The sequence below is a fragment of the Belnapia rosea genome (genome assembly GCF_900101615.1).
In the GTDB taxonomy this organism is placed as follows: Bacteria; Pseudomonadota; Alphaproteobacteria; order Acetobacterales; family Acetobacteraceae; genus Belnapia; species Belnapia rosea.
On sequence record NZ_FMZX01000042.1, the window covers coordinates 1 to 16,237 of the forward strand.

The 16,237-nt window shown below is 67.6% G+C and carries 15 protein-coding genes and 1 tRNA gene; 1 reads left to right on the forward strand and 15 read right to left on the reverse strand.

Annotated features, from left to right (window positions below; genetic code table 11):
• The 10 genes from BLR02_RS26325 to BLR02_RS26370 all read right to left on the reverse strand — a co-directional run.
• Positions 1–357 (reverse strand): GTP-binding protein (locus tag BLR02_RS26325; protein WP_176849842.1); only part of this gene is annotated, 357 nt, incomplete at its 3' end.
• Positions 358–384: 27 nt separating this feature from the next.
• A complete protein-coding gene (gene rpsG / locus BLR02_RS26330; protein ID WP_090571471.1) occupies positions 385–861 on the reverse strand; it encodes a 30S ribosomal protein S7 in 477 nt (158 codons plus the stop codon).
• 13 nt (positions 862–874) lie between these two features.
• Positions 875–1,246, reverse strand: coding sequence for a 30S ribosomal protein S12 (rpsL, locus tag BLR02_RS26335; protein WP_043337543.1), 372 nt, complete (start codon positions 1,244–1,246; stop codon positions 875–877).
• A 325-nt stretch (positions 1,247–1,571) separates the two neighbouring features.
• Positions 1,572–5,729: a DNA-directed RNA polymerase subunit beta' gene (gene rpoC, locus BLR02_RS26340; RefSeq protein ID WP_090571469.1), complete on the reverse strand. Its 4,158-nt coding sequence runs from the start codon at positions 5,727–5,729 to the stop codon at positions 1,572–1,574.
• Positions 5,730–5,805: 76 nt separating this feature from the next.
• Positions 5,806–9,984: a DNA-directed RNA polymerase subunit beta gene (rpoB, locus tag BLR02_RS26345; protein ID WP_090571467.1), complete on the reverse strand. Its 4,179-nt coding sequence runs from the start codon at positions 9,982–9,984 to the stop codon at positions 5,806–5,808.
• Positions 9,985–10,185: 201 nt separating this feature from the next.
• Positions 10,186–10,569, reverse strand: a complete 384-nt coding sequence (gene rplL / locus BLR02_RS26350) for a 50S ribosomal protein L7/L12 (protein WP_090571465.1) — start codon at positions 10,567–10,569, stop codon at positions 10,186–10,188.
• A 77-nt stretch (positions 10,570–10,646) separates the two neighbouring features.
• Complete coding sequence (gene rplJ / locus BLR02_RS26355) at positions 10,647–11,180, reverse strand: 50S ribosomal protein L10 (protein WP_090571463.1); 534 nt, start codon at positions 11,178–11,180, stop codon at positions 10,647–10,649.
• Positions 11,181–11,467: 287 nt separating this feature from the next.
• Positions 11,468–12,169: a 50S ribosomal protein L1 gene (rplA, locus tag BLR02_RS26360; protein WP_090571461.1), complete on the reverse strand. Its 702-nt coding sequence runs from the start codon at positions 12,167–12,169 to the stop codon at positions 11,468–11,470.
• Between the two features lie 4 nt (positions 12,170–12,173).
• The gene (gene rplK, locus BLR02_RS26365; RefSeq protein WP_090571459.1) at positions 12,174–12,608 is read right to left on the reverse strand and encodes a 50S ribosomal protein L11; all 435 of its coding nucleotides are present in this window, start codon (positions 12,606–12,608) and stop codon (positions 12,174–12,176) included.
• Positions 12,609–12,772: 164 nt separating this feature from the next.
• The gene (locus BLR02_RS26370; protein ID WP_090571457.1) at positions 12,773–13,036 is read right to left on the reverse strand and encodes a GlsB/YeaQ/YmgE family stress response membrane protein; all 264 of its coding nucleotides are present in this window, start codon (positions 13,034–13,036) and stop codon (positions 12,773–12,775) included.
• Positions 13,037–13,190: 154 nt separating this feature from the next.
• Here BLR02_RS26370 and BLR02_RS26375 point away from each other — a divergent pair, with 154 nt between their 5' ends.
• Positions 13,191–13,763, forward strand: a complete 573-nt coding sequence (locus BLR02_RS26375; RefSeq protein ID WP_176849843.1) for a YidB family protein — start codon at positions 13,191–13,193, stop codon at positions 13,761–13,763.
• Between the two features lie 29 nt (positions 13,764–13,792).
• On the opposite strand, the gene BLR02_RS26380 is transcribed toward BLR02_RS26375, so the two are convergent.
• The 5 genes from BLR02_RS26380 to BLR02_RS26400 form a co-directional block, all read right to left on the reverse strand.
• Positions 13,793–14,764: a Bug family tripartite tricarboxylate transporter substrate binding protein gene (locus tag BLR02_RS26380; RefSeq protein ID WP_090665253.1), complete on the reverse strand. Its 972-nt coding sequence runs from the start codon at positions 14,762–14,764 to the stop codon at positions 13,793–13,795.
• A 92-nt stretch (positions 14,765–14,856) separates the two neighbouring features.
• Entirely contained in the window at positions 14,857–15,390 is a 534-nt protein-coding gene (gene nusG / locus BLR02_RS26385; RefSeq protein WP_043339529.1) for a transcription termination/antitermination protein NusG, read from the reverse strand.
• Between the two features lie 14 nt (positions 15,391–15,404).
• On the reverse strand, positions 15,405–15,599 hold the full coding sequence (gene secE / locus BLR02_RS26390) for a preprotein translocase subunit SecE (RefSeq protein ID WP_043339530.1): 195 nt from the start codon (positions 15,597–15,599) through the stop codon (positions 15,405–15,407).
• Between the two features lie 116 nt (positions 15,600–15,715).
• Positions 15,716–15,792: transfer RNA gene (locus BLR02_RS26395), tRNA-Trp, on the reverse strand.
• Positions 15,793–15,931: 139 nt separating this feature from the next.
• The coding region (locus BLR02_RS26400) for an EF-Tu C-terminal domain-related protein (RefSeq protein ID WP_456303806.1) at positions 15,932–16,237 on the reverse strand (306 nt) is incomplete at its 5' end.

The following is a 16,237-nucleotide window of genomic DNA, read 5'->3' on the forward strand; positions in this document are numbered from 1 at the left end:
GTGCTCGCGCGTCTGCGGCATCGGGCCGTCGGCGGCCGACACCACCAGGATCGCGCCGTCCATCTGCGCCGCGCCGGTGATCATGTTCTTCACGTAGTCGGCGTGGCCAGGGCAGTCCACATGCGCGTAGTGCCGGTTCGCCGTCTCGTACTCGACATGCGCCGTCGAGATCGTGATGCCACGAGCCCGCTCCTCCGGCGCCTTGTCGATCTGGTCATACGCCGTGAACGTCGCCCCGCCCGTCTCCGCCAGAACCTTGGTGATCGCCGCCGTCAGCGACGTCTTGCCATGATCCACATGCCCGATCGTGCCAATGTTGCAGTGCGGCTTGTTCCGCTCAAACTTCGCCTTCGCCATCGTCGTCGTTCCTCGATCGGGGCCGGATTACCAGCGGTAATGGCTGAAGGCTTTGTTCGCCTCTGCCATCCGGTGCGTGTCCTCGCGCTTCTTGACAGCCGTGCCGCGGTTGTTCGCCGCGTCCAACAGCTCGCCAGAAAGGCGCTCTTCCATAGTATTCTCGCCGCGCTTGCGCGCAGACTCGATCAGCCACCGGATCGCCAGCGCCTGGCGGCGCTCCGGCCGAACCTCGACGGGCACCTGGTAGGTGGCGCCACCGACGCGGCGGCTGCGCACCTCGACAGCCGGCTTCACGTTGTCCATCGCATCATGGAACAGACGCAGCGGGTCGCCACTCGGACCGACGCGGCGCTTCAGCGTATCCATGGCGGCGTAGACGATACGCTCGGCAGTGCTCTTCTTGCCGTCATACATCAGCACGTTCATGAAACGGCTGAGCACGAGATCCCCGAATTTCGGGTCCGGCAAAACTTCGCGCTTCTGCGCGCTGTGACGGCGAGACATTCCTGCCCCTCTCCTACTTCGGCCGCTTCGCGCCGTACAGCGACCGGCGCTGACGACGCTTCGGCAGGCCCTGCGTATCGAGCACGCCGCGGAGGATGTGATAGCGAACGCCCGGCAAGTCCTTCACGCGGCCGCCCCGGATGAGCACCACGGAATGTTCCTGCAGGTTGTGACCTTCGCCCGGGATGTAGCTCACCACCTCGTAGCCATTGGTCAGGCGCACCTTGGCCACCTTACGAAGCGCCGAGTTCGGCTTCTTCGGCGTGGTGGTATAGACGCGCGTGCAAACGCCACGCTTCTGCGGGCAGCCCTGCAGCGCCGGAACCTTGTTCCGCTTCGCGTTCGGCTCGCGCCCCTGGGCGATGAGCTGGTTGATCGTCGGCATGACGCCCCTTCGTGTACCGTCCGTCGGCCCCGCAGCCACGCAAAGCCAGAATGCCCGCACGGGCTGAGCAGGTTGCTCGCCGGCGGGCGCCCTGACCGGCACCCGGCCTGAGCAACCTTAAAGGTCGCGGTGCCGGACGCGCAGCGTTGTGGACCAAAGTCTTGGCCGTCCGGCGCCACAGCGCCCGGCCTTGCCAAGGGCGGGCTACCTACGCGGTGCGGGGGGATGAGTCAAGCGAAGCAACCCGCGGCGAATGAAAAAGCGGGCGCAAAAAACAAGGGCCGGGTCCCTCGCGGAACCCGGCCCCTTCTGGAACATGCGCCTTTTACTCGGCTGCCTGGCGCCCTGTGGGCTCCGGCAGGGCTGGCTGGGCCGTGGGCAGGCGCCCACGGTCCCGCTGAGCCGCCAGGGCCCTCAGGCGGTTCATGACGGAGCCCGTGCCGGCCGGGATGAGGCGGCCGACGATGACGTTCTCCTTCAGACCAGCCAGGACATCGACCTTGCCGGCCGTTGCCGCCTCGGTCAGCACCCGCGTCGTCTCCTGGAAGGAGGCGGCGGAGATGAAGCTGGTGGTCTGCAGCGAGGCCTTGGTGATGCCCTGCAGCACCGGCTCGGCCCGGGCGGGCCGCTCCTTGGCTTGCAGGCGCTTCTCGTTCTCCTGCTCGAACTCGATCCGGTCCACCTGCTCGCCGACCAGATAGGTCGTGTCACCGGGCTCGAGGATCTCGACCTTCTGCAGCATCTGGCGAACGATGACCTCGATGTGCTTGTCGTTGATCTTCACGCCCTGGAGTCGATAGACGTCCTGGATCTCATTCACCAGGTAGTTCGCCAGCGCCTCGACACCCAGCACGCGCAGGATGTCATGCGGCACGCGGGGACCGTCGACGAGCGGGTCGCCGGCCTTCACGTAGTCGCCCTCCTGCACCGAGACGTGCTTGCCCTTCGGCACCAGGTACTCACGGGGCACCGGGGCCTCGTCGCCCTGCTGCTCAGGCACCACCACGATGCGGCGCTTGGCCTTGTAATCCTTGCCGAATTCCACGCGGCCATCGATCTCGGAGATGATCGCATGGTCCTTGGGCCGGCGGGCCTCGAAGAGCTCGGCGACACGCGGCAGACCGCCGGTGATGTCGCGGGTCTTCGAGGATTCGCGCGGCAGCCGGGCCAGCACGTCGCCTGCCTTCACCACGCCGGCATTCTCGACGTTCAGCACCGAGGCCGGCTGCAGGAAGTACTGCTGCGTCTGCCCGTCCTCCGAGCGCAGCAGCAGCCGCGGCCGGAGGTTGGCATTGCGGGCCTTGTCCACCGGCTCGCGCACCACCTTGGAGCTGAGGCCGGTGACCGGGTCCGTCTCCTCGTAGAGGGTCACGCCCTCGATGAGGTCGGCGAATTCCAGCGTGCCCGCCCGCTCGGTGATGATCGGCAGGGTGAAGGGGTCCCATTCGGCCAGCTTCTGGCCGCGGGAGACCGTCGCACCCTCGTCGACCAGCAGCCGGGCGCCGTAAGGCACGCGGTAGCGCGCCCGCTCGCGGCCAGCCATGTCGCTGAGCACGATCTCGCAGTTCCGGCTCATCACCACCGGCGCGCCGGCGCTGTTCGCCACCACGTTCCGGTTGGCGATCTTGACCGTGCCGTCATTGGTGGCTTCCACCGCCGACTGCTCGGCCCCGCGCTGCGCCGCGCCACCGATATGGAAGGTGCGCATGGTCAGCTGGGTGCCCGGCTCGCCGATCGACTGCGCGGCGATGACGCCCACCGCCTCGCCGACATTCACCGGCGTGCCGCGGGCCAGGTCACGGCCGTAGCAATGGCCGCAGACGCCGACACCGGCATCGCAGGTCAGGACGGAGCGGATATACATCTCCTCCACGCCCGCCGCCTCGATACGCTCGGCATCCGGCTCCTCGATCACCGTGTTCCGGGCAGCCAGCACCTCGCCGGTCGCCGGGTCGACGACGTCCCGCTGGGTGAAGCGGCCGAGGATCCGCTCGGAGAGCGAGGAGATGACCTCGCCGCCATCCATCACGGGCCGCACGGTGATGCCACGCTCGGTGCCGCAATCATTCATGACGATGATGCAGTCCTGCGCCACATCCACCAGACGGCGGGTGAGGTAGCCGGAGTTGGCGGTCTTCAGCGCCGTATCCGCGAGGCCCTTCCGGGCGCCGTGAGTGGAGTTGAAGTACTCGAGGACCGTCAGCCCCTCCTTGAAGTTGGAGATGATCGGCTGCTCGATGATCTCGCCCGACGGCTTCGCCATCAGGCCGCGCATGCCGGCCAGCTGGCGCATCTGCGCCGGCGAGCCGCGCGCACCGGAATGCGACATCATCCAGACGCTGTTGGTCGGCCGGCCGACCTCCTGGCGGGAGATCTCCTTCATCATGGCCTGGGCCACTTCCTCGGTGCAGCGCGACCAGGCGTCGACCACCTTGTTGTAGCGCTCGCCCGCGGTGATGAGGCCGTCGAGATACTGCTGCTCGAACTCCTTCACCTCGGCCTTGGTCTTGCCGATCATCTCCGGCTTGCTGGCCGGGATCATCATGTCGTCCTTGCCGAAGGAGATGCCGGCCTTCGCCGCCTGGCGGAAGCCGATGCCCATCAGCCGGTCGGCGAAGATCACGCTCTCCTTCTGGCCGCAATGCCGGTACACGGCATCGATGACGTCGGAGATCGACTTCTTCGTCAGCTGACGATTGATGAGGCTGAAGGGCAGCTGCGGGTGCAGCGGCAGCAGCTGGCCCATCATGACGCGACCCGGCGTCGTCACCACCCGCTCCATGACCACCTTGCCGTCGCGGTCCATCGTCTGGCGCCGCATGCGGATTTTGGTGTGGAGCTGGATGGCGCCAGCGGCCAGGGCCTGCTCAATCTCGCCCATGGAGGAGAAGGCCGGAGCCTCCTTCTCGTCGGCGACGCGGAATTCCGGCGTCTCCAGGCTGAGATAGTAGAGGCCGAGGACGATGTCCTGGCTCGGCACGATGATCGGCTTGCCGTTGGCCGGGCTGAGGATGTTGTTGGTCGACATCATCAGCACGCGCGCTTCCAGCTGGGCCTCGAGGCTCAGGGGGACGTGCACGGCCATCTGGTCGCCGTCGAAGTCCGCGTTGAAGGCGGTGCAGACCAGCGGGTGCAGCTGGATCGCCTTGCCCTCGACGAGGACCGGCTCGAAGGCCTGGATGCCGAGGCGGTGCAGCGTGGGCGCCCGGTTCAGCATGACCGGGTGCTCGCGGATGACCTCCTCGAGGATGTCCCACACCTCGGGACGCTCCTTCTCCACCATCCGCTTGGCGGCCTTGATGGTGGTGGCGTGGCCGTACTTCTCGAGCTTCGAGTAGATGAAGGGCTTGAACAGCTCGAGCGCCATCTTCTTCGGCAGCCCGCACTGGTGCAGCTTCATCTCCGGCCCGACCACGATGACCGAGCGGCCCGAATAGTCGACGCGCTTGCCGAGCAGGTTCTGCCGGAACCGGCCCTGCTTGCCCTTCAGCATGTCGCTGAGCGACTTCAGCGGGCGCTTGTTGGCGCCCGTGATGGCGCGGCCGCGGCGGCCGTTGTCGAACAGCGCGTCCACCGCCTCCTGCAGCATGCGCTTCTCGTTCCGGACGATGATGTCCGGGGCGCGCAGCTCGATCAGGCGCTTCAGCCGGTTGTTCCGGTTGATGACGCGGCGATAGAGGTCATTCAGGTCGGAGGTCGCGAAGCGGCCGCCGTCGAGCGGCACCAGCGGGCGCAGCTCGGGCGGGATCACCGGCACGACGCCGAGGATCATCCAGTCCGGACGCGCGCCCGATTCGGCGAAGGCCTCGATCAGCTTCAGGCGCTTCACCAACTTCTTGCGCTTCGCCTCGGAGGTGGTCTCCTTCAGCTCGGCGCGCAGCCGGGTCGCTTCCTTGTCGCAATCGATGCCCGAGAGCATCTGCTTCACCGCCTCGGCACCGATGCCGACAGTGAAGGCATCGTCGCCGAACTCGTCCACCTTCGTCTGGTACTGGTCCTCGGTCAGAAGCTGGTGCAGCTTCAGATCGGTGAGGCCCGGCTCAAGGACGACATAGGACTCGAAGTAGAGAACCTTCTCCAGCTCCTTCAGCGACATGTCGACCATCAGGCCGACGCGGCTGGGCAGCGACTTCATGAACCAGATATGCGCAACGGGGCTGGCCAGCTCGATATGGCCCATGCGCTCGCGCCGGACCTTGGCCAGCGTCACCTCGACGCCGCACTTCTCGCAGATGATGCCGCGGAACTTCATCCGCTTGTACTTGCCGCAAAGGCACTCGTAGTCCTTGATCGGGCCGAAGATGCGGGCGCAGAACAGCCCGTCCCGCTCCGGCTTGAAGGTGCGGTAGTTGATCGTCTCCGGCTTCTTGATCTCGCCATAGGACCAGGAGCGGATCTGCTCCGGGGAGGCGATCGAGATCTTGATCTGGTCGAAGGTCATTGCCTGGCCGGTCTGGCCCAGGATCTTCATCAGCTCGTTCATGCGGCCTTCCTTGTGGTCCAGCCCGCCGCCCCGCACGGGTCGGGGCGGCTGTGTAGGAAAGATATGGGCGGCAGCCTCAGCTGCCGCGAGTCTCCAGGTCGACGTTCAGGCCGAGAGACTTCAGCTCCTTCACCAGGACGTTGAAGCTCTCGGGGATGCCGGCCTCGAAATTGTCCTGGTCGCGGACGATCGCCTCGTAGACCTTGGTGCGGCCGGAGACGTCGTCCGACTTCACCGTCAGCATCTCCTGCAGCGTGTAGGCGGCGCCATAGGCTTCCAGCGCCCAGACCTCCATCTCGCCGAAGCGCTGTCCACCGAACTGCGCCTTGCCGCCCAGCGGCTGCTGGGTGACGAGCGAGTAGGGGCCGATGGAGCGGGCGTGGATCTTGTCGTCGACCAGATGGTGCAGCTTCAGCATGTAGATGATGCCGACCGTCACCTTGCGCTCGAAGATCTCGCCGGTCCGGCCGTCGGTCAGCCAGACCTGGCCGGAGCTGTCGAGCCCGGCCCGGTCCAGCATGCCCTCGATATCGGCCATGCGGGCGCCGTCGAAGACGGGCGTCGCAATGGGGATGCCCTTCTTCAGGTTATCGCAGAGCTCGATCAGCTGGTCGTCGCTCATCGGAGCGATGTCCCGATCGAAGACCTCGTCGCCATAGGTCGCACGGAGATGGGCCATCAGCTCATCCCGCATCGCCCCGCTGCGACGATACTCCTCGACCAGATCGCCGACCTGCCGGCCGAGATTGGCGCAGGCCCAGCCGAGATGGGTCTCGAGGATCTGCCCCACGTTCATCCGCGACGGCACGCCGAGCGGGTTCAGCACGAGGTCGGCGGTGGTGCCGTCCTCGAGGAAGGGCATGTCCTCCACGGGGACGACCCGCGAGACCACACCCTTGTTGCCATGCCGGCCGGCCATCTTGTCGCCCGGCTGCAGCTTCCGCTTCACCGCGACGAAGACCTTGACCATCTTCATCACGCCGGGCGGCAGCTCGTCGCCGCGCTGCAGCTTCTCGACCTTGCTTTCGAAACGCTTCTGCAGGCGCTCGACGGCAGCGTCGAACTCGCGCTTCAGCGCCTCGATCTCGGCCATGGCCGCGTCGTCCTGCACGCCGATCTGGCGCCAGGTGGCCTTGGCGAACTGGTCCAGCACCTCATCGGTGATGACCGTGCCCGCCTTCACGCCGCGGAAACCGCCCGAGGCCTTCTTGTTCAGCAGCCGCTCGCGCAGCCGGCTGTGGAAGGACCGCTCCTGGATGGCCTTCTCGTCGTCGCGGTCCTTGGCCAGCCGCTCGATCTCGGCGCGCTCGATCGCCATCGCGCGCTCGTCCTTGTCCACGCCGCGGCGGGAGAAGACGCGAACATCGACGATGGTGCCGGCCACGCCCGGCGGCAGCCGGAGCGAGGTGTCGCGCACGTCGGAGGCCTTCTCGCCGAAGATGGCGCGGAGCAGCTTCTCCTCCGGCGTCATCGGGCTCTCGCCCTTCGGCGTCACCTTGCCGACCAGGATGTCGCCCGGCTGGACCTCGGCGCCGATATAGACGATGCCGGCCTCGTCGAGGTTGCGGAGCGCCTCCTCACCCACGTTCGGGATGTCGCGGGTGATCTCCTCCTGGCCCAGCTTGGTGTCGCGGGCCATGACCTCGAATTCCTCGATATGGATCGAGGTGAAGACGTCGTCCTTGGCGATCCGCTCGCTGATGAGGATGGAGTCCTCGAAGTTGTAGCCGTTCCAGGGCATGAAGGCGACGAGGACGTTCCGCCCCAGCGCCAGCTCGCCCAGCTCCGTGCTCGGCCCGTCGGCGATGATCTCGCCGGCGCGCACGCCATCCCCCACCTTCACCAGCGGACGCTGGTTGATGCAGGTGGACTGGTTGGAGCGCTGGAACTTGCGCAGCCGGTAGATGTCGACGCCACGGGTGGTGCCGTCATCGCCCGTCGCGCGCACCACGATGCGGGCGCCGTCGATGCTGTCCACCACGCCGTCGCGGCGGGCGACGATGGTCGCGCCGGAGTCCCGGGCGACCGCCGCCTCCATGCCGGTGCCGACCAGCGGCGCATCGGCGCGAACCAGCGGCACCGCCTGGCGCTGCATGTTCGAGCCCATGAGCGCGCGGTTGGCGTCGTCATTCTCGAGGAACGGGATGAGCGCCGCGGCGACCGAGACGAGCTGCTTCGGCGAGACGTCGATGGCGGTGACCTCTTCCGGCTTCACCAGCCGGAAGTCGCCACCCTGGCGCACGCTCACCAGCTCCGACTTGAACTCGCCGGTCTCGGCATCGACCTCGGCATCGGCCTGGGCGACCACCAGCCGCTCCTCCTCCATGGCGGAGAGGTAGCGCGGCTCGCCGACGATCTTGCCGTCCCGCACAAGGCGGTAGGGCGTCTCGATGAAGCCGTACTTGTTCACCTTGGCGAAGGTGGCAAGGCTGTTGATCAGGCCGATATTCGGGCCTTCCGGCGTCTCGATCGGGCAGATGCGGCCGTAATGCGTCGGGTGCACGTCGCGCACCTCGAAGCCGGCACGCTCACGGGTCAGGCCGCCCGGGCCAAGCGCCGAGAGGCGGCGCTTATGCGTCACCTCGGAGAGCGGGTTGGTCTGGTCCATGAACTGGGACAGCTGCGAGGAGCCGAAGAACTCCCGCACCGCCGCCGCCGCCGGCTTCGCGTTGATCAGGTCATGCGGCATGACGGTGTCGATATCGACCGACCCCATGCGCTCCTTGATCGCGCGCTCCATGCGGAGCAGGCCGACGCGGTACTGGTTCTCCATCAGCTCGCCGACCGAGCGCACGCGGCGGTTGCCGAGATTGTCGATGTCGTCGATCTGGCCGCGGCCGTCCTTCAGCTCCAGCAGGACTCGGAGGGTGGCGATGATGTCCTGCTTGCGGAGCGTACGGGTGGTGTCCGGCACCTCCTCGGCGGAGAAGCCGAGGCGCATGTTCATCTTCACCCGGCCGACCGAGGAGAGGTCGTAACGCTCACCGTCGAAGAACAAGCCACGGAACAGCGTCTCGGCGGTCTCAGGCGTCGGCGGCTCGCCCGGGCGCATGACCCGGTAGATGTCCATCAGCGCTTCGTCGCGGTTGGCGTTCTTGTCCACCACCAGCGTGTTGCGCATCCAGGGTCCGACGGCCTGGTCGATGGCGAGCGTCGGCAGCCGGTCGAGGCCGGCGGCCTCGATCGCCGCCAGCTTCGGCTCGGTCAGCTCCTCACCCGCCTCGGCCCAGATCTCGCCGGTATTCATGTCGACGAGATCCTCGGCGACGAACCGGCCGAGCAGGTCGGCGCGGCCGACCAGCACCTCGGTCGTGCCGCCCTCGGCGATCTTGCGGGCGGCGCGCGGCGTCAGCTTCGCGTCCTTCTCCGCGACCACCTGGCCGGTCTTGGCGTCGATCAGCGGCTCCTGCAGCTTCACGCCGCGGAAAGCCTCCGGGTCGAAGGGGCGCGACCAGCCCTGGGCGCTGCGGGTGAAGGCGACCTGGCCATAGAATTCGCCCAGGATCTCCTCGGCATCCATGCCGCGGATCTCGTTCGGCTCCAGGCTGGAGCCCTTCTCGGCGCGCAGGGCTTCGGTCCGCGCCGAATCGAGCGCGAGCAGCAGGGTGCTGGCCGGCAGCTTCCGCTTGCGGTCGATGCGGACGTAGCAGATGTCCTTCGCGTCGAACTCGAAGTCGAGCCAGGAGCCGCGATAGGGGATGACGCGCGCGGCGAAGAGGTACTTGCCGCTGCTATGCGTCTTGCCCTTGTCGTGGTCGAAGAAGACGCCCGGGCTGCGGTGCATCTGGGAGACGATGACGCGCTCGGTACCGTTGATGATGAAGGTGCCGTTATCCGTCATGAGCGGCATGTCGCCCATGTAGACATCCTGCTCCTTGATATCGCGGACGGAACGAGAGCCCGTGTCCTCATCCACGTCCCAGACGATCAGGCGCAGGCGTACCTTCAGCGGCGCGGCAAAGGTCAGCCCGCGCTGGATGCACTCCTCGACGTCGTATTTGGGCTCTTCGAGCTCGTACTGTACGAATTCCAGCCGGCCACGGCCGGCGAAGTCATCGATCGGGAAAACCGATTTAAAAACTTCCTGCAACCCGGTATGGGTGCGCGCGTCAGGGTTGACCTCCATCTGCAGGAAGGCCTCGTAGGAGGCCCGCTGCACATCGATGAGGTTCGGCATCGGCGCCACTTCCGGCAGCCGGCCGAAGCTCTTGCGGATGCGCTTGCGCCCGGTGAACGACTTGGTGATAGCGTTCATGCCTGTCCCGTATCCCTCTCGCTCGGGCCACCGCCCGTCGCGTGCCGTGTACATGCCCGCCTGCCGCACTGCCCCGCCGCGCCCGCCGGGGAGAAACGGCAGCACGGGCGGCAACCCTGAGGGTTCCCGCCCGTACCTACTCTAGTCTGGCCCTGGTTCCGGCGACGGACGGCCGGAACCAGGATTGCAGTCGTGGCGACCTTACTTAACCTCGACGGTCGCCCCGTTATCTTCCAGCACCTTCTTGATCTTGGCAGCTTCGTCCTTCGACGCGGCTTCCTTCACCACCTTCGGCGCGCCCTCGACCAGATCCTTGGCCTCCTTCAGGCCGAGACCGGTAATGGTGCGGATCTCCTTGATGATGTTGATCTTCTTGTCACCGGCCGAAGCCAGAGTGACGGTGAACTCGGTCTGCTCTTCGGCCGGAGCCGCGGCAGCACCGCCACCAGCGGCAGGCGCAGCCGCCATCGCGACCGGAGCCGCGGCGGAGACGCCCCACTTCTCCTCCAGCATCTTGGAGAGCTCAGCGGCCTCCAGGACGGTCAGGCTGGAGAGCTCATCGACCAGCTTTGCGAGATCGGCCATGTCTGTGTACCCTTTGATCTAATGGCTTGGCTTGCCGTTTGCAACACCCCCACCTGCGGCAGGGGCCTATCCCATGGTCAGGCGGCTTCCGCCTCACCCTCGGCATCCTTCTTGGCGAAGGCGCTGAACACCCGTGCCAGCTGCGAACCGGGGGCCTGAAGCACCCCGGCGATGCGCGTTGCCGGGGTCTGGATCAGACCCAGCAGCTGCGCCCGCAACGTCTCGAGCGAAGGCAGCTCGGACAGGGCCTTGATCCCATCGGGGTTCAAGGCCTGGGTCCCGAGTGCCCCGCCCAGGATCACGAACTTGTCGTTACCCCTGGCGAACTCCACGGCCGTCTTCGCCACCGCCACCGGGTCCGTCGACCACGCAAGCGCGGTCGGGCCCTTCAGCAGCGGCGAGACGGTCTGGAAGCGGGTGCCGTCGAGGGCGAGCATGGCCAGCCGGTTCTTCGCGACCTTGTACGTCGCACCAGCAGCCCGCATGCGGCGCCGCAGCTCGCTCACATCCGCGACCGTCAGACCCTTGTTCTGGGCGACGAGCACGAAGGAGGTATCTGCGAACACCGCGGACAGCTGGGCGATGAACTCGCGCTTTTCCGTGCGGTCCATATCCCGTCTCCGTCGGTGGCCGGCGCCTGGTGGAGGGGCTCCGGCCGGTTCACGCGGGGGCGCATGGCAGGATGCCATGAGCCCCGTTCGCCTGTCTGAGCCGGACTGCCAAGCCATCAGCGCCGCCGGGCTCAGCCGGCGGCGAAACGCTCCGCACCCCGTCTATCGCGGGCGGGGCCAGGCCCCTTTAGGCCCCCGGAGGGGCACCTGCGGTCTCGGACAGGTTTCGGGACGGCCTTGCGGCCATCCCTGCGCGCCCGCCCCGAAAGGGCGGGCGAATCAGGTTGTCAGGCGGTCGCGCTCAGGGAGGCGACATCGACCTTCACGCCCGGGCCCATGGTGGAGGCCACGGCGACCTTCTTCACATAGGTCCCCTTGGCGCCGGCCGGCCGGGCACGCTGGATGGCGTCGACGAAGGCGCGGGCATTCTCGAGGAGCTTCTCCTCGTCGAAGCTTGCCTTGCCGATGCCGGCATGGACGATGCCGGCCTTCTCCGCCCGGAACTCCACCTGGCCGGCCTTGGCGGCCGTGACGGCGCCGCGGACATCCATGGTGACGGTGCCGAGGCGGGGGTTCGGCATCAGGCCGCGCGGGCCGAGGATCTTACCGAGACGACCGACCAGCGCCATCATGTCCGGCGTGGCGATGCAGCGGTCGAACTCAATCCGGCCTTCCTGCACGGCGGCGGCGAGGTCATCGGCGCCGACCACATCGGCGCCGGCGGCCAGCGCCTCATCGGCCTTCGGGCCGCGAGCGAAGACGCCGACGCGGACGGTCTTGCCGGTGCCGTTCGGCAGGCCGACGACGCCGCGGACCATCTGGTCCGCATGCCGCGGGTCGATGCCGAGGTTCATCGAGATCTCGATGGTCTCGTCGAACTTCGCCTTGGCGTTCGCCTTCACCAGGCTGATCGCCTGCTGCAGCGGAACGATCGCGTCACGGTCGACGGAGGCATAGATCGCCTTGAGGCGCTTACCCTGCTTGGCCATCGGATCAGCCCTCCACCACGACGAGGCCCATGGAACGGGCCGAGCCCGCCAGCATGCGCACTGCCGCTTCCACGTCGTTGGCGTTCATGTCCTTCATCTTGGTCGCGGCGATCTCGCGCAGCTGGGTCTTGGTCACCCGGCCCACGGAGCCACCCTTGCCCGGCGTCTGGCTGCCCTTGTCGATCTTGGCGGCGCGCAGCAGGAAATGGGTGTTCGGCGGGGTCTTGGTGATGAAGGAGAAGGTGCGGTCCGAATAGGCGGTGATGACCACCGGCGTCGGGGTGCCCGGCTCGAGGCCCTGGGTCGCCGCGTTGAATTCCTTCACGAACTGCATGATGTTGAGGCCGCGCTGACCGAGCGCCGGGCCGACCGGCGGCGAGGGGTTCGCCTTGCCTGCCGGTATCTGCAGCTTGATGTAACCGGTAATCTTCTTCGCCATGATACGTCCCTGTCGTCAGGGAGGCGCGGTGCTCACGGCGCCGGCCGCCCATGGGATGGACGGCCGGACGCCTCCCGCGTCCCGATCTGAGTAGAGCGGGGGCGTATGGGCGGGTGCGACGGGGGAGTCAAGCCCTATATCGGGCCCGGCTCCCCGCGCCGGTGTCAGACGCGGTTGCTGGCCGAGCGGCGCGTGACCAGGTTGTAGATGACCAGCACGATCACGGCGCCAATGACGGCTCCGATGAAGCCGGCCCCCTCGCCCGCCCGGTACCAGCCGACTGCCTGGCCAAGATAGGTCGCGACGACGGCGCCGACGATCCCGAGCAGCGTCGTGATGATGAAGCCGGCGGGGTCCCGGCCAGGATGGAGGAATTTGGCAACGAGGCCGGCGAGGAAGCCGATGACAATCGTTCCGATGATACCCATTGGCCGAGATCCTTGTTCAGCAATGCCCGGCGATAAGGCAGCGCCAGCGCCCGGGTTCCGTGACCGGCACGAAATTCAGCGGATCGGACAGCGCATCGTCCTGTCCCGCCGGGCGTTTCCCCGCCAGTGACATGCCAAGACAGGGAGTATGGCCATGAGTGAAGGATTGTTCGGACGGTCGGGTGGCGGCGGCTTGGCGGGTGGCCTCTCGGGCGGGATGAAGATGGCGGCCATCGCGTTGCTCGTCCAGCAGTTGATGAAGCATTCGCAGGGCCAGGCGAGCGAGGTGCCGGGCTCCGCGCCGGTGCCGCAGGGCCAGGGTGGCGGCGGTGGCGGGATCGGCGACATCCTGGGCGGCTTGCTCGGAGGTGGCGGAGGCGCCGCGGCGGGCGGCCTCCTTGGCGGGCTGGGCGGCCTGTTGGGGGGGCTCCGCAACCAGGGCCTCGACCGGCATGTCAACAGCTGGGTGCAGCACGGCCCGAATGAGAGCGTCTCGCCGGACGAACTCTCCCGCGCCTTCGACCCGAAGGATGTGGACGAGGCGGCGCAGCAGGCGGGCACCGACCGCGGCACGCTGATGCAGGAGGTCAGCCGTGTCCTGCCCGACATGGTGGACCGGCTGACGCCGCAGGGCCGGGTGCCGCAGCATGAGGGCGAGCTGCATGGCGGCGGCCTCGGCGGCCTGCTCAGCAGCCTGCTTGGCGGCGGCCGCGGCCCGCAGCGCTAGGCAAGCCGGGGTCGCCCGTCCGGGCGACCCTAGCCGCCCTTGGCGGCCGGCCCGATGAGCCGTTGCATCCGGGGGATTTCCGCCTCCAGGGCACGGCCGAGGGCCGGCCCATCGACGCCGTCCCAGAGCAGGGTGCCGGTGCTGTCGAAAAGCGCCTTCACCTCGCGGTCGAGCAGGGCCCGGTGGGTCGCCTCCGCCAGCCGGGCGGTGATGGCAGGCGGCGTGCGCATCGGCGCGTAGAGGCCCGACCAACCCAGGAGTTCGGCGCCGGACAGCCCGGCCTCGGCCAGGGTCGGCACCTCCGGGGCGATCGCCAGCCGCTCCCCGGCATTGACCGCGAGGGCGCGCAGCTTGCCGTCCCGCACATGCGGGAGGGCGCTCAGCGGGTAGTCGAACATCAAGTCCAGCCGGCCGGCGACGGTATCGTTCAGCGCCTGGGCGAAATTGGAATAGGGCACCAGGGTCAGTTCCACCCCCGCCTTCTGGGCGAAGAGCGCGCCGGCGGCATGCTGGCCGGAGCCGATGCTGGCGCCATAGGTCACCCGACCGGGGTTGCGCTTCGCATGATCGATCAGGGCCAGGATGGTGGCGAAGGGCCGGCCGCTGCCAGTGATGACGATATTGGCCGAGGCACCGATGCCGTGGACCGGCATGAAGTCCCGCCGTGCCTCGAAGCGGAGGCCCGGGATCAGCAGCGGGGCGATGGCGAAGGTGGCGAAGTTGCCGAAGAAGACGGTGTAGCCGTCAGGCGCGGCACGGGCCGCGAATTCGGCGGCGACCGTGCCGCCGGCGCCGGTGCGGTTGTCGATAACCACGCTCTGGCCGAGCAGGACACCGAGCTTCAGGGCGATCAGCCGGGCGGCGACATCGAGCACGCTTCCGGGGCTGCCCGGCACCACCCAGGTGATGGGCCGTGCGGGGTATTCCTCCCCGGCCCTGGCCGCGACGGCCGGCAGCGCGAGGGCGCCCCCGGCCAGCAAGCTTCTGCGCGCGATGAGCATCCGCCCCTGCCTTTCCGCCGTTTCCCGCCGGGCTCTGTGGCCCGGGCGGCGGCAAGGCTAGCGTGATGCGCGCAGCCGCGTATACGGCGGCGTCAGGTCTTCTCGACCTGGGTATATTCCAGCTCGACCGGGGTGGAGCGGCCGAAGATGCTGACCGAGACCTTCACGCGGCCGCGCTCCTCATCCACCTCCTCGACCGTGCCCATGAAGCTGGTGAAGGGCCCGTCGGCGACGCGGACCTGCTCACCCACCTCGAAGACCACGGCGGGCTTGCGCGGCTTCTCCACGCCTTCCTTCACCTGGTTGACGATTCGCTGGGCCTCGGCCTCGGTGATCGGGCTCGGCTTGTTCTTGTTGCCGAGGAAGCCGGTGACCTTCGGCGTGTCCTTCACCAGGTGCCAGGCGTCGTCCGACATCTCCATCTTCACCAGCACGTAGCCGGGGAAGAATTTCCGCTCGGAATTGACCTTCTGGCCACGGCGGACCTCGGTCACCTCCTCGGCGGGGACCAGGATCTCGTCGAACTGGTCGCCGAGGCCCTTCTGGGCGGCCTGTTCCTTGATCTGCTGCGCGATCTTCTTCTCGAAGCCCGAATAGACGTGCACCACGTACCAGCGCTTGGCCATCGCCTGCTGCTCCCTCACCCGATTCCGAACAGGCCGCGCATCGCCAGGGCGATCAGCTGATCGGCGACCAGGAAGAAAATGGCCGCCAGCGCCGACATCGCCAGCACGAGGCCGGTGGTGATCAGGGTTTCCTTGCGGCTCGGCCAGGTGACCTTCGCCACCTCCGTCCGCACGTCCCGGACATACTGCGCGGGATCAAGCTTGGCCAAGTCAGGGAACCTTCCGGGCTGCGGTTAACGCTTCGCGGGCGGCCGCCCACCCCCGCAGCATGGGGGAGGGATGCCACCCTGGACAAGACAGGATACCCCGGCCGGGCCGGGGCCAGTGGCAGGGGCGGAGGGTCTCGAACCCCCAACCTCCGGTTTTGGAGACCGGCGCTCTAGCCAATTGAGCTACGCCCCTTCACGCCCGGCGGGGCCGCGGCGTGCGGCGATGCCTATAAGTCAGCGGTGAAGGGCTGTCGAGGGGCGACCGAGGCTTATCCCCAACGCAAACGGGCCGCCCGAAGGCGGCCCGTCCCCTGTCCGGCCGGTGGCCGGACCTACTTCACGATGGAGGCGACGACGCCGGCGCCGACGGTACGGCCGCCTTCGCGGATGGCGAAGCGGAGGCCCTGGTCCATGGCGATGGGGGCGATCAGCTCGACATCCATCGTCACGTTGTCGCCCGGCATCACCATCTCGACGCCTTCCGGCAGCTTCACGATCCCGGTCACGTCGGTGGTCCGGAAGTAGAACTGCGGCCGGTAGTTGGTGAAGAACGGCGTGTGGCGCCCGCCCTCCTCCTTGGTCAGGATGTAGGCCTCGGCCTTGAAGCCGGTATGCGGCGTGATCGAGCCGGGCTTCGC